The organism is Agrobacterium larrymoorei, assembly GCF_030819275.1.
GTDB classification, from domain to species: domain Bacteria; phylum Pseudomonadota; class Alphaproteobacteria; order Rhizobiales; family Rhizobiaceae; genus Agrobacterium; species Agrobacterium larrymoorei_B.
Map to the genome: position 1 here is coordinate 612,603 of NZ_JAUTBL010000002.1, position 24,090 is coordinate 636,692.

At 57.2% G+C, this 24,090-nt stretch carries 21 protein-coding genes; 15 read left to right on the forward strand and 6 right to left on the reverse strand.

The window, feature by feature from the left end; all coding sequences use genetic code 11:
* Window positions 1-36 precede the first annotated feature (36 nt).
* Window positions 37-1,854: a DNA mismatch repair endonuclease MutL gene (mutL, locus tag QE408_RS11490; protein WP_306931271.1), complete on the reverse strand. Its 1,818-nt coding sequence runs from the start codon at window positions 1,852-1,854 to the stop codon at window positions 37-39.
* 340 nt (window positions 1,855-2,194) lie between these two features.
* Between mutL and QE408_RS11495 the strand changes: the two genes are divergently transcribed.
* Window positions 2,195-3,856, forward strand: coding sequence for a response regulator (locus QE408_RS11495; RefSeq protein ID WP_306931273.1), 1,662 nt, complete (start codon window positions 2,195-2,197; stop codon window positions 3,854-3,856).
* A 105-nt stretch (window positions 3,857-3,961) separates the two neighbouring features.
* Entirely contained in the window at window positions 3,962-5,314 is a 1,353-nt protein-coding gene (locus QE408_RS11500; RefSeq protein ID WP_306931275.1) for a putative bifunctional diguanylate cyclase/phosphodiesterase, read from the forward strand.
* 178 nt (window positions 5,315-5,492) lie between these two features.
* Here the strand turns inward: QE408_RS11500 and QE408_RS11505 are convergent, their stop codons facing one another.
* The 4 genes from QE408_RS11505 to QE408_RS11520 are packed head-to-tail and all read right to left on the reverse strand — an operon-like array spanning window position 5,493 to window position 8,717.
* A complete protein-coding gene (locus tag QE408_RS11505) occupies window positions 5,493-6,380 on the reverse strand; it encodes an SMP-30/gluconolactonase/LRE family protein (protein ID WP_306931277.1) in 888 nt (295 codons plus the stop codon).
* Between the two features lie 5 nt (window positions 6,381-6,385).
* Complete coding sequence (locus QE408_RS11510; protein WP_153312338.1) at window positions 6,386-6,994, reverse strand: 2-dehydro-3-deoxy-6-phosphogalactonate aldolase; 609 nt, start codon at window positions 6,992-6,994, stop codon at window positions 6,386-6,388.
* A gap of 35 nt (window positions 6,995-7,029) precedes the next feature.
* Window positions 7,030-7,947 (reverse strand): 2-dehydro-3-deoxygalactonokinase, encoded by a 918-nt coding sequence (locus QE408_RS11515; RefSeq protein ID WP_306931280.1) that lies wholly within the window; start codon window positions 7,945-7,947, stop codon window positions 7,030-7,032.
* On the reverse strand, window positions 7,947-8,717 hold the full coding sequence (locus tag QE408_RS11520; RefSeq protein ID WP_306931282.1) for an SDR family NAD(P)-dependent oxidoreductase: 771 nt from the start codon (window positions 8,715-8,717) through the stop codon (window positions 7,947-7,949). Before QE408_RS11520 ends, QE408_RS11515 begins: the two co-directional genes overlap by 1 nt.
* Window positions 8,718-8,838: 121 nt before the next feature.
* Here QE408_RS11520 and QE408_RS11525 point away from each other — a divergent pair, with 121 nt between their 5' ends.
* From QE408_RS11525 to QE408_RS11585, 13 genes are all read left to right on the forward strand, one after another.
* Entirely contained in the window at window positions 8,839-9,636 is a 798-nt protein-coding gene (locus QE408_RS11525) for an IclR family transcriptional regulator (RefSeq protein ID WP_306931284.1), read from the forward strand.
* Between the two features lie 164 nt (window positions 9,637-9,800).
* Window positions 9,801-10,541, forward strand: a complete 741-nt coding sequence (locus QE408_RS11530) for a helix-turn-helix transcriptional regulator (RefSeq protein WP_306931286.1) — start codon at window positions 9,801-9,803, stop codon at window positions 10,539-10,541.
* 75 nt (window positions 10,542-10,616) lie between these two features.
* Entirely contained in the window at window positions 10,617-11,840 is a 1,224-nt protein-coding gene (locus QE408_RS11535; protein ID WP_306931288.1) for an ABC transporter substrate-binding protein, read from the forward strand.
* A 167-nt stretch (window positions 11,841-12,007) separates the two neighbouring features.
* Window positions 12,008-13,138: an iron-sulfur cluster carrier protein ApbC gene (gene apbC, locus QE408_RS11540; RefSeq protein ID WP_306931290.1), complete on the forward strand. Its 1,131-nt coding sequence runs from the start codon at window positions 12,008-12,010 to the stop codon at window positions 13,136-13,138.
* Between the two features lie 327 nt (window positions 13,139-13,465).
* Window positions 13,466-14,443, forward strand: coding sequence for a magnesium/cobalt transporter CorA (gene corA, locus QE408_RS11545; protein WP_306931292.1), 978 nt, complete (start codon window positions 13,466-13,468; stop codon window positions 14,441-14,443).
* A 39-nt stretch (window positions 14,444-14,482) separates the two neighbouring features.
* On the forward strand, window positions 14,483-16,375 hold the full coding sequence (locus QE408_RS11550; RefSeq protein ID WP_373465542.1) for a potassium transporter Kup: 1,893 nt from the start codon (window positions 14,483-14,485) through the stop codon (window positions 16,373-16,375).
* 175 nt (window positions 16,376-16,550) lie between these two features.
* Window positions 16,551-17,726, forward strand: coding sequence for a cell wall hydrolase (locus tag QE408_RS11555; protein ID WP_306931295.1), 1,176 nt, complete (start codon window positions 16,551-16,553; stop codon window positions 17,724-17,726).
* Between the two features lie 303 nt (window positions 17,727-18,029).
* Window positions 18,030-18,395: an AtpZ/AtpI family protein gene (locus QE408_RS11560; protein WP_306931296.1), complete on the forward strand. Its 366-nt coding sequence runs from the start codon at window positions 18,030-18,032 to the stop codon at window positions 18,393-18,395.
* 70 nt (window positions 18,396-18,465) lie between these two features.
* Window positions 18,466-19,215, forward strand: coding sequence for a F0F1 ATP synthase subunit A (locus QE408_RS11565; protein ID WP_306931299.1), 750 nt, complete (start codon window positions 18,466-18,468; stop codon window positions 19,213-19,215).
* A gap of 70 nt (window positions 19,216-19,285) precedes the next feature.
* A complete protein-coding gene (locus tag QE408_RS11570; protein WP_027673924.1) occupies window positions 19,286-19,513 on the forward strand; it encodes a F0F1 ATP synthase subunit C in 228 nt (75 codons plus the stop codon).
* 79 nt (window positions 19,514-19,592) lie between these two features.
* Window positions 19,593-20,231, forward strand: coding sequence for a F0F1 ATP synthase subunit B (locus tag QE408_RS11575; RefSeq protein WP_306931314.1), 639 nt, complete (start codon window positions 19,593-19,595; stop codon window positions 20,229-20,231).
* A 1-nt stretch (window position 20,232) separates the two neighbouring features.
* Complete coding sequence (locus tag QE408_RS11580) at window positions 20,233-20,718, forward strand: F0F1 ATP synthase subunit B (protein ID WP_306931315.1); 486 nt, start codon at window positions 20,233-20,235, stop codon at window positions 20,716-20,718.
* Window positions 20,719-21,316: 598 nt separating this feature from the next.
* A complete protein-coding gene (locus tag QE408_RS11585; protein WP_306931317.1) occupies window positions 21,317-23,140 on the forward strand; it encodes a HAMP domain-containing methyl-accepting chemotaxis protein in 1,824 nt (607 codons plus the stop codon).
* Between the two features lie 46 nt (window positions 23,141-23,186).
* On the opposite strand, the gene QE408_RS11590 is transcribed toward QE408_RS11585, so the two are convergent.
* Window positions 23,187-23,861: a ribonuclease HII gene (locus QE408_RS11590; protein ID WP_306931318.1), complete on the reverse strand. Its 675-nt coding sequence runs from the start codon at window positions 23,859-23,861 to the stop codon at window positions 23,187-23,189.
* Window positions 23,862-24,090 lie beyond the last annotated feature (229 nt).

The following is a 24,090-nucleotide window of genomic DNA, read 5'->3' on the forward strand; positions in this document are numbered from 1 at the left end:
ATCTCTATTCCTACGCAGCCTGTAATTCTAGTAGCCTCAGCTTCTGCCGAAGAGCTTTTCGATGTCGGCAAGCTTCAGCTCGATGTAGGTCGGGCGGCCGTGGTTGCACTGGCCGGAGCCCGGCGTGTTTTCCATCTGCCGCAAAAGCGCATTCATCTCCTCGGGCCGCATCCGCCGTCCGGAGCGAACAGAGCCATGGCAGGCCATGGTGGCAGCAACATATTCCAACTTACTGGAGAGACTGCTGGCCGTATCCCATTCGGCGATCTCATCTGCCAGTTGCCGGACGAGCCCTTGAACATTGACCTCACCCAGCATGGCGGGCGTCTCGCGAACCGCGACTGCGCCCGGTCCAAAACGCTCGATGGCAAGCCCCATCTTGTCGAAGCCATCCGCATGCTCCATCAGCCGGTCGCAATCCTCTTCGGGAAGATCGATGATTTCCGGGATCAGAAGAACCTGCGACGCGGGCCGCTTGGCGTGCAGCGCCTTGCGTATTTCCTCGAAGACGAGGCGTTCATGCGCGGCATGCTGATCGACGATCACCAACCCGTCCTCAGTCTGCGCCACGATGTAATTGGCATGCACTTGCGCGCGTGCCGCACCCAACGGAAAGCGCGATGGCTCGAGGGTCGCGACCGGCTTTTCTTCCGTGTGGAAGACTTCCGCCCGTGCCGTCGGCATGGTGATGTCGATAAATTGCGACTGCGCCGGTTCGCGCAGAGCCAGCCCATCCGATATCTCCAGCGGCCTGGATGGGGAGGTCGCTGGCGTCCAGGCCTGCGAGGCAAAGGGTCTGACCGTCGATGGACTGTAGCCGGGTCGGAACGCATTCATCATTTGTGAGGCGCCTGTGGTCGCGGCGCGGTCTCCCTCGCGGGATAGCGCCTGGCGGACCGCGCCAACGATCAATCCTCTGACGAGGCCGGGATCGCGAAAGCGCACGTCGGATTTCGCCGGGTGCACGTTGACATCGACCAGCGCCGGATCGAGGCGGAGCGACAGCACCGCAACCGGATATCGGCCATGCGGCACCGTCTCGGCATAGGCGCCTCTGATGGCCGAGAGCAGCAGCTTGTCCTGCACCGGGCGGCCGTTGACGAACATGTACTGATGCGCGGAGTTACCACGGTTGAAGGTGGGAACACCGGCAAAGCCGGTAAGCTCGACATCTTCGCGCACGGCATCGATCTCGATGGCATTGTCCTTGAACTCGGCTCCGAGGATTTGCGCCATGCGGGCCAGATGGTCGTCCCCGGTCGATGGCAATTCCAGCGTCGAGCGATCCGTGCCGGAGAGCACGAAGCGGATATGCGGGAAGGCGATCGCCATGCGCTTGACGATCTCGGTAATGGCGGCAGCTTCGGCCTTCTCCGTCTTCAGAAATTTCAAACGCGCTGGCGTGGCGAAGAACAGGTCGCGCACCTCGACGATCGTTCCGGTATTTGCGGCAGCAGGACGCACTGGCGAGACCCTGCCGCCTGTAACGGATATGATCGCACCTTCGGTCGCGCCCTGCGCACGGCTGGTGATCGTCAGCTTCGCAACCGAGCCGATAGAGGGCAGGGCTTCGCCTCGAAAACCGAGCGTGCGGATATCGTCGAGCGTCGAGGAGATCTTCGAGGTACAATGCCTGCGGATCGCGAGTTCGAGGTCGGGGGCCGACATGCCGCAGCCATTGTCGGTAATGCGGACCAAACCCTTGCCGCCTCCCGCCGTCGCGACCTCGATCCGGGTCGCTCCGGCATCGATGGCGTTTTCGATGAGTTCTTTCGCGGCGCTCGACGGGCGCTCGATCACTTCACCCGCGGCGATCTGGTTGATCAGGGTTTCTGAAAGCTGCTTGATGGACATGCGGCCATTCTCGCGGATTCGTGGCTCCAACGAAAGAGAAATTCGCGCCTCTCCACCCAAAACACGTTCCCTGTCTCGCCCATCCAGGATTGTTCTTTTTTCAAGTTTAAGAGGTCTTTAATCCTGGAGCGGTATCACTGATCGTGCTTGAATGAGTGATCTATTTGCCTTTTTAGGGTGGTTGATATGGGCATGACGGAAGCGCTGGGGCCGTCCTGTTTGATCCTGAAGGGTTTTCGAGCGTCTTGCCCGCATGTTCCCATTATTGCCAAAGCCTATTGCTGTTGCAGGTTTTCAAGATGAATTGAGCGCGTTCTCGAAACGTGTGTAGGGAATTGTTATGAATGATTTAGCGCCAGACGGCGTGGCCATTCAAGCGGCGGTGCTAGACGCTATCAGCGATGCAATGTCTGCAGCGATTCTCCTTTATGATCGTGACGACAGCCTTGTGTTTGCCAGCCACCGCATTTTCACGCTTCTGCCGCTCGAGAAGGCAGAGGTGGCACCTGGCACCAGGCTGAAAGATGTTCTCGGCGCCATTTATGATCGTGCTGGCTTTGGCGAAACGTCTTTGCGTGGCAGCCGCGTCGATCGCGAGGAATGGATCGCGAAGAGCCTCGCGGCCCATTGGGCGGAGCGGTCGGAAACGGTAGAGCAACGTCCGGGCGACCGATGGCTGCGTTTCACCAAGCGGCGTGTTCCTTCTGGTTTCTGCATTTGTGCAGTGGCTGACATCACCGAGCAGAAGCGACGTGAGGATCATTGGCGCGCCGATGTCGAGCGCGTCCAGATCACCGAGGAAATTCTCGACAACCTTCCACTTTCCATCTTCGTCAAGGATAGAAACCGCATCTATTCAGCCGTTAACAAGGCCGGCTGCTCGCTGATTGAGACCTCACCGGACCTCGTCCTCGGCCGCAATGTTTTCGATCTTCATTCGCATGAGCTGGCGACGCGGATCGACGCGATGGACAGGCGAGTGCTGGAGACCGGCGTTCCAGCCATCCTGCCGGAAATGGTCACGCTGCTCACCGGCGATGAGATCCTCGTCATCACCCGGAAACACAGGGTTGGCAAACCAGGCCATTATTTTCTGGTGACGACGATGGATGACGTCACAGCCTTTGCGGTGACCCAGCCGGATGGCAGGCGCATCATCCCGGGGCTGGAGCACCTGTCCTTCCTGCGCAGTTCTTACATGGACGATGAGAATCACCAGGCATCATTGGTGATGAAGGGCCGTCGTGTCCTTCTCGTGATGCAGGATGCCGAGGCCGGCAATGCGGCTTGCAAGCGATTGACGACGATCGGTGTGGATTGCGCGGTTGCCGTCGGGCTCCAGGAGCAGGAAGCATTCTTGAGCTTTTCCGCATCCATGGGCGTGAATATCGACCTCGTTGTCGTCGACGTGCAACTGCCGCTCGAGTGCCTCGACGTGCCGACGACATTCGGCGTCGGCGTGATGACGGTGGATGAATTCGAGATCGGTAGTTCGCTGGTCAATATGCTGACACGTCATTTCCGCTCGCTTGAAACCATCCAGCAGGGCAGGGGCAAGGACGACGATTGGGTCGTGATCAACAGCGATGACGAATCGCTAAACCGTCCGAAGCTCGATGTTCTCGTCGTTGAGGACAACAAGATCAACCAGATCGTCTTTTCGCAAATACTGGAAGGCCTTCAGATCGAATACAGGCTGGCGCAATCGGGCAATGAAGCGCTGGCACTTTTCCTGTCGGAAAAGCCCTCGGTTGTCCTACTGGACACAACTCTACCCGATATTGATGGCTTCGAAGTTGCTCGACAAATCCGGGAACGGGAATCCTTGACGGGCGATAGAACGCCCCTGATCGGCGTCGTTCCGCTCGCTTTCGAGGGGGATCAGCGCGCCTGCCTCGATGCTGGCATGGATGAAATGTTGCTCAAACCCATCAGTCCAGATATAATCGATGCGCTGCTGAAGCGTTTTTTGCCGCGTTACTCCCATAGCCTTCATGGATGACCGCACACATGTTCGTGGTGGTGGGATTTCGTATTCGTGCCGATATTCTTTGTTAATTGCGGGCCACGAATACTACCGACCACCGCAGTCCCACAGGATATGTGAATGAACTCGTCCGGGCCGAACCTTCCGCTTATCAGTGAGCAAGAATTGCAGGCTATGGCGTATAGCGATCCTTTGACGGGGCTCGGTAACAAGTACCGCTTGCGCGACAAGATAAAATTGCTGGCGGCCGAACGCGCGGAAGACCCTGCGCCTTTTGCGGTGGGTATCGTCAATATTGATGGCTTCAAACCGATCAACGACCTGTTCGGTGCCCATGCCGGAGACGAGATTCTCTGCCAGGTGGCGCACCGGCTGAAAGCTTGCATGATGGATGGATCGATCGTCACGCGCCATGATGGCGATGAGTTCGCCTTCATCCTGCCGCTGATTTTCGAGCGCAGCGGTGCCGAACGTCTCGGCCAGATGATCAAGGATGTCCTGTCGGCACCCTATGATCTTGGCGATCGCAATGTACGCCTGTCCTCCTCGTTCGGCTTCGCCATCTACCCATTCGCAGGCGAGGAATTCGAAGACTTGATGAAAAGTGCCGAGACTGCACTTTATCGGTCGAAGCGCCGCGGACGCGGTCAGATCACCGTCTATTCCCGCGAAATTGCCCAGGAGATGAAGCGCGCCACGCAACTGGAACAGGCGCTTCGAAACGCGATCATCAATGACACCATCGATGTGCATTTTCAGCCGATCGTTAGATTGGCTGACAGCTCGGTCGTTGGCTTCGAGGCCTTGGCACGCTGGCATGATGCGGATCTCGGTTTCGTGCCACCGGATGTATTCGTTCCGCTGGCGGAAGAGCGCGGCTTCATCGACGCGCTGTCTGAAGCCCTGCTGCGAAAGGCAGCCGAGACTGCACTGTCATGGCCGCGTGAACTCTTTCTCTCCTTCAATCTGTCGTCCGCCCAATTGATGGATCCGTCGACCGCGGCCAATATTCTCTCCATTCTCAGCCGCGTTGGCCTCGATCCGCGGCGTTTGGAACTGGAAATTACCGAGACGGCGGTAATGAGCTCGGCAGATACCGCGCAGCGCATCATCACGGAGCTTCAACAGGCCGGCGTACGCATCTCGCTGGATGACTTTGGAACCGGACAGTCCAGTCTCGGCCGCCTCCGCGACTTCACCTTCAATAAGGTCAAGATCGACCGCGCCTTCGTTTCCCGCATTAGTACCGACCGGCCATCGGAACATATCATCAAGGCGATCGTCGCCATGTGCGATGGCCTTGACCTGGAGGTCGTGGCCGAAGGGATTGAAGATGGCAGCGAGGCCGACAAGTTGCGCGGGCTTGGCTGCACCATGGGGCAGGGCTATTTCTACGGACGCCCGGCAGATGCCGCATCCACCCGCCGCTATCTGCACGACAGCTATCGCGTTCCCAGCACAGATTTGAATTGATTTGACGGTGGAAGCGGCGAGGAGCCTTCGCCGACCGCTGACCTCGTTAGAGCGCTTCCATTTAACAAGGAAACTCTAGACATCCGTCGTGGCAGGATTGTGCGGAGCTAATCCTGAAGGTTTGCACGCATGGTCAGAAGGGCGCATTTTGGATCTAGCGCCCTCCCGTTTCCCAAACCTACAGCTTGTAGATCCCGTCTAGCCTACCCTTGACCGTAATGCCAAGATCGAAGGTGGCGCCATGCATGGGGTTCGCCTTGATCTCGTCCTCTTCCAGGCCTTCGAATGCGGACGTCACCAGCAGGCGGTCTGCACCAGTGGCGAAGAAGGCCGGGCAGGTCGTGCGAGATGCCGGAAGTTCATAGTGGTCGGTGTGCCGGCCGGTCGGATCGTAGCGATCCACCGCACCTTCGCCCCATCGTGCGTTCCAAATATTGCCCTCGGCATCGCAGACTGCACCATCGATACCGCCTTCGTCCTCGGATCGATCGAGAAAAATGCTCGGAGCGCCGGTCGGCAGTCCGGTTGCGGGATCGAGCGTCACCTTCATCAACCGGTTCACATTGGTGTCGACGAAGTAAGCCATTGCGCCATCCGGTGAAAAACAGATGGCATTGGGAATGCTGAGTGAATCGAAAAGCGTTGTGACGACGCCCTTGGCGACATGATAGATCGCACCTGCACCCTCTTCGGCCTTTTTGCCCATGGTGCCAATCCAAAGCGCGCCGCTTTGATGCACTCTGCCGTCATTCGAGCGATTACCGGGCTTGTTTGGTTCGAAATCGACGTGCAGGGAGAGTTCACCGGTGGATCGGTTGCGGATGAAGAGGCCTTCTTCCGTTCCCAGCAATTGACGCTCCGCATCGATGGCGGCGACTACACTCGCCATGAAGGGCAAAGACGCCACGGTCTTCTCGCCCGATGCCGGGTCTAGTTCATGCAACTCTTTGCCGATAATGTTCAGCCATCCGATCCGTTTGGAAATCGGGTCGAAGCTTGGGCCTTCACCCAGCATCAGTTGCGTGCTGTCGAGAACCTTGCCCTGAAACGGGTGATTGGTCGCCATATATCTTATCCTCCCACGGCCACGTCATAAGCCTTGATGGTGATCTCTGCCCGTTCACGGGCCTCACTTGCACTCATACCAGGCTTGTAGAGACTTGTTCCAAGGCCAAACGCCTTGATGCCGACACTCGTGTAGTCGGAGAAGTTTTTGTCCGACACGCCGCCGACTGCAGCGACCAGCGTATCCTTCGGCAAAATAGCACGAATGGCATTGATGCCCGAGGGGCCGAGTACGCTTGCGGGGAAGAATTTGAGGCCCGTCGCCCCCGCTTTCAGGGCGAGCAAGGCTTCGGTCGGTGTCAGAACACCCGGCATCGTCACCATGCCTTTGTCGCGTGCCGCCGTAATCACGTCGGTATCGACATTCGGGCTGACCATCAGTTTGCCACCGGCGCTATCGAGCCGTGCGACGTCATCGACGGTCAAAACGGTACCCGCACCGATCAGGGCATCGGCGGGCGCAAGCTTGGCTGCGATTTCGATGGAGCGAAACGCATCCGGCGAGTTCAAGGGAATCTCGATGGCGCGAAGGCCGCTTTCCAGCAGGGCAACAACAACGCCCTCAGTCTCTTCAGGGCGAATGCCACGCAAAATGGCAACGAGCGGATACTTCATGTCGGGGAAGGGAACGTACACGGGCTTGAAACTCCTCAGTGCCAGATGGATGTCGCAGCGGCAATAAGCCCCCGGCGAACCGCATCATCGGCGTCAATTGTGGTAAAGCTGATGGAAAGAGCGTTGAAGGCCGCCTTGTAAAGCTCACCAAGGCCGCCCGAGGCGATCAGGATGACAGAGGAATCGCGCGGCGCACTGGCATGCGCGCCGGCAATCTCCATGCCGATCAGGGTTCCGGAAAGTCTGGCTTTGGCATCTGTTGGCGAGAGCCCATGCAGCAACTGCCCGGACCGCAAGGTAAAGAAGCGGTTCGTCGCCATTTGCGGATTGTTGTAAATGTCGATCACCGCATCGCTAAACGCCGGAAGGTCGCCGCTAAAGGCTTCGGCATCCGCTAGCGCGTGGGAAAGAATGGTGTGCTTCGAAATGACATCGAAAATCTCGCCGGTCATGAAGGTCGAGAATTGCGTGACGTTGAGATCCTTGACGCGAACCCATTTGGAGTGGGTGCCCGGCATGCAGACGAGTTGCGACCCGCTCCGATGATCGGTCGATAAGGCGCCAAGAAGCTGCGTTTCCTCGCCTCGCATCACATCCGGCATGTTCTCTGCTCTTTGTGCGAGGCCAGGAAGAATGCGGATATCGCTCGTCCGCTCCGGCACGCGGGTTGCGCGATCCATGACTTCGGACAGATTGGCGGGGACATCCACATATCCAGCTTCGACCCAGCCCTGCCGAGCGCCTGCCATGCCGCAGACAATCACCGGCAGACCTTCCGGCGCGGAGATTGCCGTGAGATGCGATGCCAGAACCTCGGCAAAGCCTGTGCGCATGGCAGTCGTCATGCCTTCGGAGCTGCGCCGCTCGGCGAGAACCTCGCCTGAGCGGTTCATAAGCCACAGGCGGAAGCTGGTCGTGCCCCAGTCCACGGCAACGAATGCAGCATCTGACATTATAGAAGACCTCCATCGATAATAATTGTTTGCGCGGTCATGGCGGCGGAGGCATTCGAAGCCAGAAAGACGCAGGGTCCGACGAGGTCCTCGCCGGTCAAGGTCCGCTTGAGGCATTGACGGTTGATGGTGTGGGTTATGGACTCGTCCGTGAGCCAGAGGTCCTTCTGCCGCTCGGTCACGATCATGCCGGGCAGGATCGCGTTGACGCGGATGGTCTCAGGTCCAAGTCGGCCTGCAAGGCTCTTCGTCAGTCCGATGATGCCTGCCTTGGCCGCCGTATAGGCGGGCAAATCGCCCATATTGAGCAGGTAGGAAATCGAGGAGAAGTTGATGATGGACGCACCCTCTTCTTGTCTCAGATAGGGAAGTGCGGCTTGGGTGACGAAGAACACCTGCTTCAGATTGACAGCCTGGTTGGCATCCCAATATTCGCTGGTGACGGTGTCGATATCATGCCGGTCGTCCCAGGCCGCGTTGTTGATGAGAACCCTGATTCCGCCCAGCGCATCTCCCGCGGCCTTCACGGCTACGGCGAGCTCCGACTGGTTTCTCAAGTCTGCCTGTAGGAAGAGCGGAGCAATGCTGTCTCCCGTTGAAAGCCTGCTGACAAGCGCTTCGCTCGCGCGCGTATCGATATCGATGAAGGCGACTTTGGCACCCATCCGGACGAACGCTTCCACCAGAGAAGCTCCGATGCCGGATCCACCTCCGGTGATCAGAACACCTCTGTTTAAAAATTCCGACGACGGGCTGAGATGGCTGTTCATGACGACATCAACTTAATGGTTGAAAGTTCCAATATATGGAACTAGGTTTTACTAAATGGAATAATCGCCTTGTGTTGCTCGCGATGTCAAGCGCAGTCGCGCGGCCTTCGGAGAAAATAGCGTGCCTAACCCTCCTGATACTGGAAGCAAAGACAACTCGACCGGTACGCTCGGCAAAGCCATCTCTCTGCTTGAGATGGTGGTGATGGCGCAAGAACCGCCGCGTTTTACGGATCTTCTGAAACAATCCGGGCAGCCGCGGGGCACATTGCACAGGCAATTGTCTCATCTGGTGGAAGAGGGGCTTCTTGAGCAAAACAGCGATCAATCCTATAGCGCTGGAATTAGGCTGCTGAAATTCGCAGCCAAAGCCTGGAGTGGAAGCGATCTGCGCACGGTTGCCGCGCCTCACTTGCGTGATCTGCATGAAAAGACCGGTGAATCCGTACATCTTGGCGTCGTCCGCGGGTCTGAAATCATCTATCTCGACAAGATCGACGGTAAACATGCGGTCAGGATGTATTCGCAGATCGGCCGCACCTCGCCGCTCTACTGCACCGGTGTCGGCAAGGCGGCCCTGTCACTCTTTACGCAGGACGAGTTGCTCAAAACCATCAAGGCTCTGTCGCTGACGTCCTTCACACCGAACACCATGACCAGCGAGGTGGCCCTGCTGGAAAATATCCAGACGATACGCGAGCGTGGTTATGGCTTTGATCTTGAAGAGCACGAACAGGGCATTCAATGCATTGCCGTGCCGATCGAAACGAACAGGCCGGGGCTCTATGCCGCGATCTCTGTGACCGGGCCAGCTTACCGATTGACACGCGAGCGACTGGAAGGCTGGGCCCCGCTCGTGACAGACATTGCAAGACGAATTTCTAACGATGCTGCGCTGCGTCTTGCGCCCTCTCCCTGAGGTGGAAATTTGCGCATCTCTAAAAAGAGTTACAACTCTACCCAGGTTATGTACGCTCGCTTACCAACTTTCGTTTGCGTTAAATCTGTATTTGGCTAACTATATTACTCATGTTTCTCTTTTTACGTTTTTCTTAATTTAGTCCATTGTAAAGATCATTGGGAATGTCTGTCGCTGAACCAGAAAAATTTTCTCCTATGGGGGCAGACAGCGTCTCCGAGTTGGCCTGTCTGGAAAGTCAGTACGACATCTTCCGTTTCATGAAGCGCGTGACGGAAAGCTGGGGTATGAAAGCGTTCATGGTGATGAATCTGCCGCTTCAGATGTCTCTGACGCTGTCCCAATGCACTGTCATCACCAGTTGGCCAGCTGATCTGCTTCAGCAATATGATAATGACGGACTTCTCATTGATAGCAACGTCTATAGCGCGCTGAAGAAGGCGAGCGCGCCATTCGTCGTCAACCAGGACTTCATCAGCCACGGCTTGCGGCCAGTCGTGGCGGACAAGTCCAAGAGCCTGTTTGCCCGCTTCGAGATGATGAATTCTGTATGGTGCCCGGTGCAGGATATGACGGGCACGCGCGGCGCGGTGTCTCTCTCGGGGAGCAGGTCGTCCTTTTCTCCCTCCGAGGTCGCGGAAATCTTCTACCTATCCGCACATGTCTACGGACATCTTGCCCATGTTCGCAGCCTCGACTCACGAATCAGCGAGACGTTGACCGACCGCGAGATCGACTGCCTCAACTGGACGGCGGCGGGAAAAACAAGTGCTGAGATCGCCGATATCCTCACGCTTTCCGAGCATACGGTCAATCACTACCTCAATCGCGCGACAAAAAAGCTCGATACGGTCAATAGGACGCAGGCTGTCGCAAAGGCTTTGCGCGTGGGCTTGATAAAATAGGGATTTTTTCTTTTTCCTGTTGTTATCCGGGATAGTGTGAGTGATCCTCCTACTCTCGGCAAAGAGGAGACTGATTTGGCAGGAACACGGCGCTTCAGGGCAGCGTTTTCTCCTACCGTAGACTGCGCCATTCTCGTCGCAGCATTTGAAAAGGGTTTTGCCGCCGACGAAGGCGTCGCCCTTGAACTGATCAGAATGAACGGCCCGCGTGACATTCTCGACGCATGGTCGTCTGCTGAACTTGATGGCGCGCATCTGTCCGTGTCGTTACCGGTGGCCCTCTCATTGCCATCGTCTGAAGTCGAAGCGGATCTCATCATTCCCTTCATTCTCGCGACCGGTGGCTCCACGCTGGTGGTCAGCTCTCTGCTATATGATGATCTGGTCGAGCAGGGTATGAAAATCCCGGATCCGGGATCGGTAGCCCGAGCGCTTTCGCGCGTCGCTCTGGCGCGTCAAAAGGCTGATCTGCCGCCCCTCATATTCGCCACGGAGCACCCCTCTGCGACATCGACCTATGAGCTTCTTTATCTCATCGCCAGCACGCGCCTGATTGGCAAGCAAGACGTGACACTCCTGGAAGCGGCGCCCGCTGAGATGCCCGGCCTGCTACAAAAGGGTAGCATCGACGGCTTCTATGCGGGTGAGCCCTATGGAAGCTTGGTCGCGATGGAAGAGGAAGGCCGGATCGTCACGACCAAATCCCACATCTGGCAAAACGGGCCCGAAAAGGGTCTTGCCGTTTCGAAGCAATGGGCGGCGACAAACGAGCAGACGCTGCACGCGATCCTGCGCGCCTTCTACCGCGCGGGCGAATGGTGTGCGTCTGTCGCTAACAGAGAGGAACTGGCTAATCTTCTGGCCGCGCCTGCCTATCTTTCCTGTGACGTCGAGCACATTCTTGCCTCGCTATCCGGTTTCATCCCACATTCACCCGCGCGGTTGTTGGAATGCCATGACTTCTTCTGCGTAAGTGCGAACGCGGTGAACTTCCCCTGGCAAAGCCAAGCCCTCTGGTTCTTCAACCAGATGCTCCGCTGGAACGAATGCCCGCCTCATATCGCCGCCGCTGAGAGCGTTCGAGAAGCCGCTGCCGACGTCTTCCGGCCTGACATATTCCGCAAGGCCGTAAAGCCGATCTTCGCGCCTGTGCCGGCGGCGAACATGAAGCTGGAAGGAACGCTTCATACGAGGGTCTATGTAGGCGCCGATCGAGCACCGCTTCTCCTCGGGCCGGATACCTTCTTCGATGGGCAAATCTTCGATCCAGAGAGCTTTGCCACAAGTCACGAAAGCTGATGATGCTCTCTCGTGAGATCCAATTCGGAGCAAGCCGGGCCCGGTCCCCTTATAATGCATGCCGATTTGCGCGCCGGGGCGTTTCTCTGTTAAACCCGATACTCTGATATTGGCGAATGGCGTGGGCTCCCTTATCTAACCCTTGCTGAAACGGATGGGGGTTGGGCATGGCACAGGCAGATAAAAGACAGATCGAGCAGGCTCTCGATCAGGTGATCTATCCAGGCAGCGACAAGAGCATCGTCGCACTCGGTATGGTCTCGGAAATCTTTCTGAGCGATTCAAAGGCTTATTTCTCCCTCACCGTGCCCGCAGATCGCGCCAAGGAGCTGGAGCCTCTGCGGCTTGCGGCCGAGAAGGCGACACTTGCCGTTCCGGGTGTCAAGGCAGCTGTGGTGGCTTTGACCGCCAATAGCAGGCCTGGCAGCGCCTCCAATACCACGGCGCCAAAGGCCCCGCCGACAGCACCGAGACCTGCGCCACAGCAGCAGGCGAAGGCTGGCGTTCCGGGAATCGGATCGATCATCGCGGTCGCCTCCGGCAAGGGCGGGGTGGGCAAATCCACAACCGCCGTCAACCTCGCTTTGGGTTTGCAGGCGCTGGGTTTACGCGTCGGCGTTCTCGACGCCGATATCTACGGCCCATCTGTTCCTCGGTTGCTCGGCATATCGGGCCGCCCGAAGCAGGGCGAAGGCCGCACCATCATGCCGATGGAAAATTACGGCCTGAAAGTCATGTCCATGGGTTTCCTGGTGGATGAAGAAGCGGCCATGATCTGGCGCGGGCCCATGGTGCAATCGGCACTGATGCAGATGCTGCGCGAAGTCGTCTGGGGAGAGCTGGACGTTCTGGTTCTCGATATGCCGCCCGGAACCGGCGACGTGCAGTTGACAATTGCCCAGCAAGTCCCGCTGGCAGGCGCGGTGATCGTCTCCACGCCGCAGGATATGGCACTCATCGATGCGCGAAAGGGCATCACCATGTTTCGCAAGGTCGAGGTGCCGCTTCTCGGCGTCATTGAGAATATGAGCTATTTCATCGCGCCGGATACCGGCAAGCGCTATGACATTTTTGGCCATGGCGGTGCGCAGGCTGAGGCTGAGCGTATCGGTGTGCCATTCCTGGGTGCTGTGCCTCTGACAATGTCGATCCGAGAAATGTCGGATGCCGGGACACCGATCGTCGTCTCCGAACCGGATGGCCCGCAGGCGCAATCCTACAGGGAGATTGCACAAAAGGTGTGGACAGAGATTGGAAGAGGCACCGCCCGCACGGCGCCAAAGATCATATTTGAATAGAAAGCTTTGAAAATATTACAGAAAACCCGCTGAGATCGATGCGCTGACTGCATATCTATCGAGCACCGGAAGCAGGTCAGAAAGATTTGCACCGAGTAAGAGGGGCTACAATAGCTTGTTTTGAATGCCTTTTTCTTAAAGCTAGCTGTTCCGGAGGTCGCATAGCCTGACGCCTTAGACGAAAATACCCCTTGATTCTTTACCCTGTTGGGAGCATAGCCCGGCGCCGTTTGAACCGCAGTCTTGCTCATGCGTTTGCGAACGCTACGCATGATGTGTTAGATCGACCAGCCGATGACAGTTGGCGCCGCGGACCGGAGAACCTGATTGATAAAAGCCTATCGCTCGAATTGCGAGGCGATCAGCCTGTCTGCTGACGGGGAGCTTACGCATTTATCCGACGACATCGTCTGGATCGATCTCATTAATCCCCACCGCGACGAGGAAAAGCGTGTTGAAGCCCTGCTTGGTACAGAGCTTCCGACGCGTGAGGATCTGAAAGACATCGAGCCTTCCAGCCGTCTGTATACGGAGGACAATAATGTCTTCATGACGGCATCGCTCGTCTGGAAGGCAGATTCTTCCGATCCGCAACTAACCGATGTCGCTTTTATCCTTGTCGGCAACCGGCTTGTGACCATCCGCTACGCCGAGCCGAAATCGTTCAATCTGTTCATCGCTGCCATTGCCCGCACGCCGCATGAGATCCGCAGCGGTGCGGCGCTGCTTTTGAAGCTGCTCGAAACCATCGTCGACCGCACGGCCGAAATCATCGAGAACACCGTCGTCGGTATCGACCACGTGGCGAAGGGTATCTTCGGTGGCGAGGCGCGCAGCAAGCGCAAGGCGCCCCGTTATCTCGAAGACAAGATTTCCGAGATCGCTTCATTCCATCGTCTGGTCTCGAAAGTGCGGGACAGTCTGACCTCGCTTGCCCGTGTCCAGTCTTTTTTGCAGGCGACGGCGCTGGTTCAGGAGGACAAGGATGCGAAGGAAATGGGTGGCTCGATCGCACGCGACATCCATTCGCTGTCCGAGCACGTATCCTATATTTCCGGCAACCTGACCTTTCTGCTGGATGCATCGCTTGGCATCATCAATGTCGAGCAAAACGCGATCATCAAGATTTTCTCCATCGCATCGGTCGTCTTTCTGCCGCCGACGCTGGTGGCCTCCATTTACGGAATGAACTTTGCGCACATGCCGGAATTGCAGTGGGCCTATGGCTATCCGCTCGCAGTCTTCGTCATGCTGATATCGGCGATCATCCCGTTTATCGTTTTTCGCTGGAAGGGCTGGCTCTAGAGGGCCAGGATTCATATGCCTAATCCGTTTGAAAAAGACATGCTCGACAAGCCTGAAGTGGAGGACAACCACCAGCAAGGGCTGTTTGCGGCCATGCTCGGTTCCATCGGCGTTGTATACGGCGATATCGGCACGAGCCCTCTTTATGCGTTCAGAGAAGCGCTGAAGCCGATCTCTCAGGACGGGCTGACCGAAGCCGAAGTCATCGGCCTTATTTCACTGATGATCTGGTCGCTCACCATCATTGTCACGATCAAATACATCTGTTTTCTGCTGCGGGCCGACAATGATGGCGAAGGCGGAACGCTTTCCCTCCTGGCGCTGCTGATGAAGAGAGCAGGGGCGCGGCGCAATTTCCTCATCATGCTCGGCCTGATCGGTGCGGCTCTCTTCCTGGGCGACGCGATGATCACGCCGGCGCTTTCGGTCCTCTCCGCCGTGGAAGGCCTGAAGCTCGTGACCCCGCAAATGGATGAATTCATCATTCCGATCTCGCTCGTCATTCTGGTGGGTCTCTTTGCCATCCAGTCGCATGGCACGGAGATCGTGGCCAAGTTCTTCGGCCCGATCACAGCAGTCTGGTTCATCGTGATGGGCTTTGTCGGGCTCCTGCATATCTCTGACGACTTCAGGATCCTCTATTCCTTCAATCCGATCCATGCGGTCGAGTTTCTGATGAATGAGGGTTTTTATGGTCTTGTGGTGCTCGGTGCGGTGTTTCTGACCATTACGGGTGCCGAAGCGCTTTATGCCGATCTTGGCCATTTTGGACGCAAGCCCATCCAGTGGGCCTGGTTCGCGCTGGTCTTTCCCGCACTCACCCTCAATTATCTCGGCCAAGGCGCGCTGGTCCTGAAGGACCAGTCCACCATGTCGAACCCCTTCTATTTGATGTTCCCGCAATGGGCGCTGCTGCCGGCGGTTATCCTTGCGACGGCTGCCACCATCATTGCCAGCCAGGCAGTGATCACGGGTGCCTTCTCAATGGTGCGCCAGGCGATCAACCTCGGCTACCTGCCGCGCATGGAAATCCTCTTCACCTCCGAGACCAATACCGGACAGATCTATCTGCCGTCCGTCAACACTGTGCTACTCATCGGCGTCGTCGCCCTGGTGTTCACTTTCAAGAGTTCCGACGCGCTCGCTACCGCCTATGGTATCTCCGTTACCGGCGCGATGGTCGTGACCAGCCTGTTGTTCTTTCAGTTTGCCCGCAGCCAATGGAAATGGTCGCTGCCGCTCACGCTCCTGGTCGTTCTGCCCTTTATCACGCTTGAACTGATTTTCCTCGGCGCCAACCTCTTGAAAATCCATGACGGTGGCTACGTGCCGGTCCTGCTGGCAATTGCCTTTACCGTCATTATGATGACGTGGCAGCGCGGCTCCAAGATACTCTTTGCCAAGACTCGGAGAACCGACGTGCCGCTGAAGGCTTTCGTCGCCTCTGTGGAGAAGGAAAGTGCGCATGCGCCGGTGCGTATTCCCGGCACGGCGATCTTCCTGACAGGCGATCCTGAGACGGCACCCGCCGCATTGCTGCATAACCTCAAACACAACCACGTTCTGCACGACAAGAACGTCATCCTGACGATCCGCACGGAGGATACGCCGCGCGTTCACACGGACAAACGCTACACCATGACCAAGATCAGTGAGCGCTTCGTCGTGGTCGAATTGCATTTCGGCTTCATGGAAACCCAGAACGTCACCCAGGCACTCGGCTATCTGCGCCGCACCGGATACAAGTTCGACATCATGTCGACCTCCTTCTATCTCGGACGTCGAAAACTGGTGCCGGATTCGAAATCGGCCATGCCTGGCTGGCAGAACCGGTTGTTCATCGCTCTGGCGGAAAATGCGGCTGACCCATCCGATTATTTCCGCCTTCCGACAAACCGCGTCGTCGAACTCGGCTCACACGTGGTCATTTGAGCTTCCAATACAATCTTTTAGCAACGCGTCGCTCTCCTCTCCGAGAGCGGCGCGTTTTAGTATCTGGTCACACATTAATGTGAGGTGGCTTTCAAAGGCGCCTCGTTAACCAAGCATCAAGGTTAATGAGAGATTATCCGGCTGTGTAGCAAGTTGTTTGCGTGTGTCCGGAGTCATGGTTTTGCGTTCAAGAAAAGTATCGCGTCGCGGGCCCCTCATTGCCTATGAGAAGTGGACCTCGCCTATCGTCTTTGGCCTTGTGGCCTGGCTTGCCTTCCCCTCCCTTGCAGCCCGCGCGGATCTTGCTTCGCTTCTTGCTGGTCTTGATGCCGGCGGCGAACAGTGGCGCATGGTGCTGACCAACTCCCCAGCGGGTTCTGTTCACAACGCGTCTCTGGCTTTCAATGATGCGAGCGATACTGCGGCCATCACCGGCGCAGGCATGACGCTTCCCGATGGCCGTAAAGTTGCCTTCGTCACCAAAAAGGGTGGCCATGAGACGACGCCCGATAGCGAGCGTGTCAATCGCGCCGCCAAGAAGGGCAGGGTCATGGCCACCGAAGTGATGCAGCCGCCGAAAGCCTTTACTGCCGGCTCGGTTCTTCAACGCACAAGCATGATCGATATCGAGCCGCTGAAGCGCAAGGATCGAACCGCCTTCGTCAAGCCGAAGAAAAGCAAGGAGATCGAACTTGCCTCCTTCTATTTCCGCCGCGATGAGAAGAAGGCCGATAAAACCGTGTCGCCAATGCTGGCGGGTCTGGTCACCAACCGCACCCCGGATGTACTGGCCACGGCCTACGCCCCGGCGGAGCCGGACTTCGCCCGCGAGTCACCCTTCGACGCCATCCTGAAAAAGCCGGATACCGGGCGTTTCATTCCGCCGATCTCCCCGGATGATCACGCCTGGGCGGCGACACCGCTACCGGCAGAAGCCTTTTCGGCTGCGGAGCAACAGTGCTTGGCCTCCGGCATCTACTTCGAAGCCCGCGGCGAATCCATCAAGGGGCAAGCGGCCGTCGCTCAGGTCATTCTCAACCGCGTGCGCAACCCCGCCTATCCGAAAACCATCTGCGGCGTGGTCTATCAGAACAAGGATTGGCGTAACCGCTGCCAGTTCTCCTTCGCCTGCGACAACATCAAGGACCGCGTCAATTCCGAGCGGCACTGGAAGATGGCGCGCGAAGTTGCCATGGCAACGACAGCCGGCAAGATCTGGCTGAGTGAAGTGGGCTCTGCTACCCATTATCACGCCATCTATGTCCGACCCGCCTGGGGCAAATCCATGAAGAAGGTCGGCAGGATCGGGTTGCACGTCTTCTACCGGACCTATGGCGGCGGCTGGAGCTAGAGCGTTACCATTTAACAAGGAAGCGCTGTCACGATCACGCGGATTTGCCTGCAAAACCCGTGTCAAAAATGCCGATTCCATCGGCAAACCGTGCCAAGATTCCATGTATGTCGCTCAAGCGATTGATTTTAATCAGAAAATTTGTGCTGAAACAAGCGCCGACGGTGCCTTGACTAGCGAAGTCCCTAAAACTATGTTGCGCGCGACTTCAGAGCGGGCTGGAACAGGCTAAAAGCCCTGCCGTTTACAACTCCAAAGGGTTCTGGCAACGCTGGAACGGAGCGAAAAGGGCAGGATTTTAAAATGACCGGCAACCGTAACGATAGTCTGGATGAGCGCCGCAAGCGCCTTGCCGAGGGATTGGCCAAGGTTCATGCGGACGATGAGGCGGAGAGGCGGACGGAGCAGAACGCGGAGGAGAGCCGGAAAGGCTTTGCGATGGCGATCAAGCTCTCTTCGGAATTCATTTCCGCAATTATTGTCGGCGCGATGCTGGGTTATCTTCTGGACTATTTTGCCGGCACGTCGCCGTGGGGGATGATCGTTCTTCTTCTTCTCGGTTTTTGTGCAGGCGTGTTGAATGTTCTGCGGTCTGCGGGGATGGTGGCAAAGCCGCCGCTTCTTCAGGATGGGCTGGGGAAAGATCAGGGTGGGGAGAAAAACGGCTGATGCCGTTCTTTCCATGAAATATAGATGCGAGGTGCCGCGGTTCTGCGGCAACAGGTAAAGAGGGCAGCCGGTGGCAAACGATCCGACTCATCAGTTCTTGGTGCAGCCGATTATCCCGATCAATATCGGTGGCGTTGATTTTTCGTTCACCAATGCATCGCTTTTCATGGTTGCTACAGTCGCTGCGGCGTCGGGCTTCCTTTATTTCGCAACGTCGAACCGCGGACTGATCCCAGGCCGCGTGCAGTCCGTTGCCGAAATGTCCTACGAATTCATCGCATCGATGCTTCGTGAAGGTGCGGGCAAGAAGGGGATGGTCTTCTTCCCCTTCGTCTTCTCGCTCTTCATGTTCGTTCTGACGGCCAACCTTCTCGGCATGTTCCCGTATTTCTTCACGGTAACGAGCCAGATCATCGTGACCTTTGCACTGTCGTGCCTCGTCATCGGAACTGTCATCGTCTACGGTTTCTACAAGCACGGCCTGCACTTCCTCGGCATCTTCGCTCCTTCGGGCGTTCCTGCCGTTCTCCTGCCGCTTGTGTCGGCCATCGAGGTCATTTCCTTTCTCTCGCGTCCGATCAGCCTTTCCGTTCGTCTTTTCGCGAACATGCTGGCAGGTCACATCACGCTGAAGGTATTCGCGGGTTTCGTCGCTTCCATGAGCGCGCTTGGCGCGATCGGTGTCGGCGGAGCGATCCTGCCTCTCCTCATGACGGTCGCCATGACCGCTCTCGAATTTCTCGTCGCCTTCTTGCAGGCATATGTCTTCGCGGTACTGACATGCATGTACCTGAATGACGCCGTGCATGGTGGTCACTGAGAAGTAAAGTCGCTGGCCCCGGAACCGGGTGTCAAAAAACAGCCGCAACAACCATTTCAAGGAGCTTAATATGGAAGCGGAAGCAGCAAAGTACATCGGCGCAGGTCTCGCATGCCTCGGCATGGCTGGTACGTCCCTCGCTCTCGGCCGCATCTTCGGCGATTTCCTCTCCGGCGCACTGCGCAACCCGTCTGCCGCTGACAGCCAGTTCGGCCGTCTGGTATTCGGCTTCGCCGTTACGGAAGCTCTGGGCATCTTCTCGCTGCTCGTTGCTCTCCTTCTCCTGTTCGCTGTCTAATAACGGCATCAGGTTTGGATCACGGCTCGCAAACGGCGTGCCGTGATCCTTCGCATTTGCAGTACCCCTGGAGGTGAGCATGTTCGTGACCGAGGCTCTTGCCCAGTCAGCAGCGCCGTCAACCGGAACGACGACGGAAACACCCGCTGTCGGCCAGACGGCCCCGGAAGCAACGCATACGGAAACCGGAGTGGCGCATGACGCCGGTCACGGATCCGGCGTATTTCCGCCTTTCGATTCGTCGACCTACGCATCCCAGCTTTTGTGGCTGGCGATCTCGTTCGGCATTTTCTACGTGCTCATGAAGAAAGTCATCGTGCCGCGTGTCGGTGGCATCCTTGAGGATCGTCATGGCCGTATCGCACAGGATCTCGATGAAGCCTCCCGGCTGAAGTCTGAGGCTGACGCCGCGATCGAAACCTACGAAAAAGAACTTGCTGCAGCACGCGCCAAGGCTGGATCCATCGCATCCGCTGCTCGCGACGCTGCAAAGGCCAAGGCTGATGCCGACCGCGCCGCGGTCGAAGCGGAACTGGCTGAAAAGCTTTCTGCTGCCGAAGCGCGTATCGCGTCCATCAAGCAGCAGGCATTGGCCGATGTCGGCACGATTGCCGAAGAAACCGCGACTGCCGTGGTCGATCAGCTGATCGGCTTGAAGGTCAAGGACACCGATGCCAAGGCAGCCGTTGCTGCGGTATCCGACGTGAAGGGGGCTTGAGATGGCGTTTGATGCAACATTCTATGCACTCGTAGGTCTCATTCTCTTCTTCGTGCTGATTGCTTACCTCAAGGTTCCGGGCATGTTGGCAAGCTCGCTCGATGAGCGCGCCAAGAACATCACCGAAGAACTGGCGGAAGCCAAGCGGCTGCGTGAAGAAGCCCAGCACCTGCTGGCTGAGTATCAGCGCAAGCGGAAGGAAGCGGAAGCGGACGCAGCGAACATCGTTGCCGCGGCTGAACGCGAAGCTGCAGCGCTGACGGCGGAAGCCAAGGCAAAAACGGAAGAGTTTGTCGCTCGCCGTACCGCGCTTTCCGAGCAGAAAATCAAGCAGGCTGAAACAGATGCGATCGGCGCTGTTCGCTCCGCGGCAGTCGACATTGCAATCGCAGCGTCGGAAAAGCTGATCGCTGAAAAGACGACGGCTGCTGTCAAGGGCAAGCTGATCAAATCTGCTATCGGCGAAGTCAAGTCGCGCTTGAACTAAGCTCTGCAAATCTGATCGCATTGAATAGTCGAAACCCCTTCCGGTACTCACCGGGAGGGTTTTTTTGTTGTTCTGTTCTGGAGATCGGGAGCCGCAAGCAGCGTCACCTTTGAGGTGCGGGATAGAGGCGGTGAGCCATGTCGTGAGTTGGAAAACATCCCGAAATGGCCATCGCGCCGCGTTGTGGGACATGTTGAGACGCCGACGCCTAGGGCTTCACATGATTTACGATGTAGAAGCCCGCGTTTATTTTGGCAGGCTAGGTGAGATGTCGCGTAAATCGAAAGTATCAGTCGATTATTGCTTCCCGCGAGGGTAGTCGCTTTACAAGCGAAATCGTCGAAATGAACGTGCTGTTGCGCATTAATTTTCGTATCCGCAATGAGTCTGTTGGGGTGTCGGAAAAACATAACGACCTACTATTTCAATGAGTATTTTAATTAAATATAAATAATATATAATAATATTTGATTATAAGTGTCGTAGATGGCGCTATGAAATAACACTGCTCGCATCGATGAGCATAACTCGAATAAACCTCGAATGACACGGTTCTACCTCCAAGATTACTTCCACAGATTTATTTGAGGATGATGCTATGAAATTATCGATCGGCAAGGTTCTGGCTGCTCTGTCTGGAGTCATGATTCTTGTGGCGGGTGTGCAAGGCATCTCCTCAATCATATCCATGTCGCAGATCGAAGATGGGATCGGTGTGATTGTCCGGGAGCGGGTGTCCGGTTTTATCGTGATTGGTGCCATCAATGCCGACATTGGAAGCATCAGAAATGCCCAGAGCGCAATTGTTATTGCGGATCCGGACGCACGAGCCAATTTTCAGGCCGATTTGGCGAAGGCTGAAAGTGCGCTTGCGGCGAGGGTGAAGGAGTATCAGGAATATCTCGTTGATGATGCGGACAAGCAGAATTTTGAGAACTTCAACGCGCGCTGGGCTGCGGCCGAAAGCAAGTGGACACAAGTGCAGGCCCTTGTCGATGCCAACAGGATTGATGAGGCGAGATCGATGTTCGCCGGTAGTGCGCTGGCTGCCTACAATCAAGCGAAGAGCACACTTCAAGACGCAGTCAACGACATTGAGGCGGATGTGCGCCGTGAGGGTAATGTCACCGTCTCGACGGCTGGCTCTGCGATCACGCTCAACTACATCGCGCTTGCTCTTGCGCTGACGATCGGCCTTGGCGCGGCGGTCTTTGGCAATCGTTATATCGCACGGCCGCTCGTGCAGATGACGGGCGTCATGCTCAAGTTGTCTTTGGGCGATACGCAGATCGATATCCCAGGGCGTCGCCGCAAGGACGAAATCGGCTCCATGGCGGATGCCGTGGAGGTCTTTCGTCAAAGCGCGATCGAGAACAAGCGCCTTGAGGCCGAGGCTGAGCAGAACCGCACGCGCGCCGAGAGCGAACGTCTGGAGGCCCAGCAAAAGGCCGAGGCCGAGGAGCGGCTGCGTGTGGCGACATCCGGCCTTGCAGCGGGACTTCGCCGGCTTGCCTCAGGCGACCTGGCGTTCCGCCTTAACGAAAAATTTGCGCCTGATTTCGAGCCGCTCAGAAATGACTTCAATCAGTCGATCCAGCAGCTTGGAAATACGCTCATGGAAATTTCGCGCGCCATTGAGACGATGAACAGCGGAACCCGGGAAATTGCCGAAGGGGCGTCCGATCTTTCCCGGCGCACCGAGCAGCAGGCCGCAACCCTGGAACAGACGGCGGCAGCGCTGGATGAAATTACCGTCAACGTCGCGAACTCCACCAAACGCGCCCAGGAGGCGACAGGTGCTGCGAGCGAGGCCAACCGCGCCGCAAAGGTCTCCGGTGATGTCGTTGCAGCGGCTGTGGACGCCATGCAGCGCATTGAACAATCCTCGGGCCAGATTTCCAATATCATTGTGGTGATCGACGAGATTGCCTTTCAGACCAATCTGCTGGCGCTAAACGCGGGTGTTGAAGCCGCGCGTGCTGGTGAGGCGGGCAAGGGCTTCGCCGTTGTTGCGCAGGAAGTGCGCGAACTGGCGCAACGCTCAGCGAGGGCGGCGAAGGAAATCAAGGAACTGATCGGTAAGTCATCGCATGAGGTGGAGAATGGTGTGAAGCTGGTCCAGCAGACCGGTGAGGCACTCAAAGCAATCAGCCACCATGTCGAAGCTGTCAATGAGCATATGGGCGCGATTGCCACGTCATCCCAGGAGCAGGCGACCGGTCTCACGGAAGTCAATACAGCCGTCAACCAGATGGACCAGACGACGCAGCAGAATGCAGCATTGGTGGAGGAAACCACCACTGCAACCTCGGCACTGGCGACAGAAAGCGACAAACTCCGTGCGCTGCTGGAGCAATTCAAGCTGGCCGATCATGCGCAGCGCGGTGATGGCCGCGATAGCGACATGCGGCTTGCCGGATAATGGGTGGCACCTCGCTCTCCTATCGACGTAGCAGAAATTCCAGGTTTTAAGCCACATCTGCTTCGGCAGCGTCCTGACGAAGCGGCCGAAAGCTCATCCGATGAAGGGAACACGCGCCATGGGCCTCAATGGCGCGAAGATGCACAGGCGTCCCGTAACCCGCATGAAGCTCGAAGCCATAGGCGGTGTGCACCGTCCCGGCACGCTCCATCATTCGGTCTCTTGTCACTTTGGCGATAATCGATGCGGCGGCAATCGACAGGGATCGTGCGTCACCCTTGATCACAGCCTTCGCTTCACAAGACATGCCGGGCGGTTGATCGCGCCCATCAGCCAATACCAGTCGAGGCGAAAGCTCAAGGCCAAGAACAGCGCGGCGCATGGCATCGAGGCTGGCGCGGAGGATATTGATCCGGTCTATCAGAGCAGGCCCGGATGAGGCGACCGAGACGATCGAGGTTTCCACGATCTTCGTGAACAGCACTTCCCGTTTCGCCTTGGTCAGCTTCTTTGAATCATCGAGACCATCTGGGATATTGTCGGGGTCAAGAATGACGGCGGCGGCAACGACGGGGCCGGCCAAAGGCCCGCGTCCAGCCTCATCCGTCCCTGCCACGGGCCAAAGGCCGCGCTGGCGGGCTTCTAGCTCCATGCTGAAGTCGGGGCTCGCCGGAGCAAGATCGAACAGGGCAGGAGAATCGGATGCTGTGCGTCGCTTCATGCGGCGGAAACTTGCACAGACACCCGATCTCCCGCAAGCCCCCGGTGCGGCGATAGACAACCCGTAGGGCGTGGTTGTCATCCGTGGCGCGAGAGGCCAGGATCGTTTTCCTATAGGGCGGCGGAAAACGAGAAATCGCACGCGAGGCGGCGGAACCGGGGGCAATGCCGGTGCGTCAGGGACGCGCACCGAACATTTCTTCAAAGAGTGACTTAGTAGCCGTGGTCTT

What these genes read in the sequence shown, in the direction of transcription:
- mutL (WP_306931271.1), bottom strand. Translation starts at nt 1,854, where the DNA reads ATGTCCATCAAGCAGCTTTCAGAAACCCTGATCAACCAGATCGCCGCG.
- QE408_RS11495 (WP_306931273.1), top strand. Translation starts at nt 2,195, where the DNA reads ATGAATGATTTAGCGCCAGACGGCGTGGCCATTCAAGCGGCGGTGCTA.
- QE408_RS11500 (WP_306931275.1), top strand. Translation starts at nt 3,962, where the DNA reads ATGAACTCGTCCGGGCCGAACCTTCCGCTTATCAGTGAGCAAGAATTG.
- QE408_RS11505 (WP_306931277.1), bottom strand. Translation starts at nt 6,380, where the DNA reads ATGGCGACCAATCACCCGTTTCAGGGCAAGGTTCTCGACAGCACGCAA.
- QE408_RS11510 (WP_153312338.1), bottom strand. Translation starts at nt 6,994, where the DNA reads ATGAAGTATCCGCTCGTTGCCATTTTGCGTGGCATTCGCCCTGAAGAG.
- QE408_RS11515 (WP_306931280.1), bottom strand. Translation starts at nt 7,947, where the DNA reads ATGTCAGATGCTGCATTCGTTGCCGTGGACTGGGGCACGACCAGCTTC.
- QE408_RS11520 (WP_306931282.1), bottom strand. Translation starts at nt 8,717, where the DNA reads ATGAACAGCCATCTCAGCCCGTCGTCGGAATTTTTAAACAGAGGTGTT.
- QE408_RS11530 (WP_306931286.1), top strand. Translation starts at nt 9,801, where the DNA reads ATGTCTGTCGCTGAACCAGAAAAATTTTCTCCTATGGGGGCAGACAGC.
- apbC (WP_306931290.1), top strand. Translation starts at nt 12,008, where the DNA reads ATGGCACAGGCAGATAAAAGACAGATCGAGCAGGCTCTCGATCAGGTG.
- QE408_RS11550 (WP_373465542.1), top strand. Translation starts at nt 14,483, where the DNA reads ATGCTCGACAAGCCTGAAGTGGAGGACAACCACCAGCAAGGGCTGTTT.
- QE408_RS11555 (WP_306931295.1), top strand. Translation starts at nt 16,551, where the DNA reads ATGGTTTTGCGTTCAAGAAAAGTATCGCGTCGCGGGCCCCTCATTGCC.
- QE408_RS11560 (WP_306931296.1), top strand. Translation starts at nt 18,030, where the DNA reads ATGACCGGCAACCGTAACGATAGTCTGGATGAGCGCCGCAAGCGCCTT.
- QE408_RS11570 (WP_027673924.1), top strand. Translation starts at nt 19,286, where the DNA reads ATGGAAGCGGAAGCAGCAAAGTACATCGGCGCAGGTCTCGCATGCCTC.
- QE408_RS11575 (WP_306931314.1), top strand. Translation starts at nt 19,593, where the DNA reads ATGTTCGTGACCGAGGCTCTTGCCCAGTCAGCAGCGCCGTCAACCGGA.
- QE408_RS11580 (WP_306931315.1), top strand. Translation starts at nt 20,233, where the DNA reads ATGGCGTTTGATGCAACATTCTATGCACTCGTAGGTCTCATTCTCTTC.
- QE408_RS11585 (WP_306931317.1), top strand. Translation starts at nt 21,317, where the DNA reads ATGAAATTATCGATCGGCAAGGTTCTGGCTGCTCTGTCTGGAGTCATG.
- QE408_RS11590 (WP_306931318.1), bottom strand. Translation starts at nt 23,861, where the DNA reads ATGAAGCGACGCACAGCATCCGATTCTCCTGCCCTGTTCGATCTTGCT.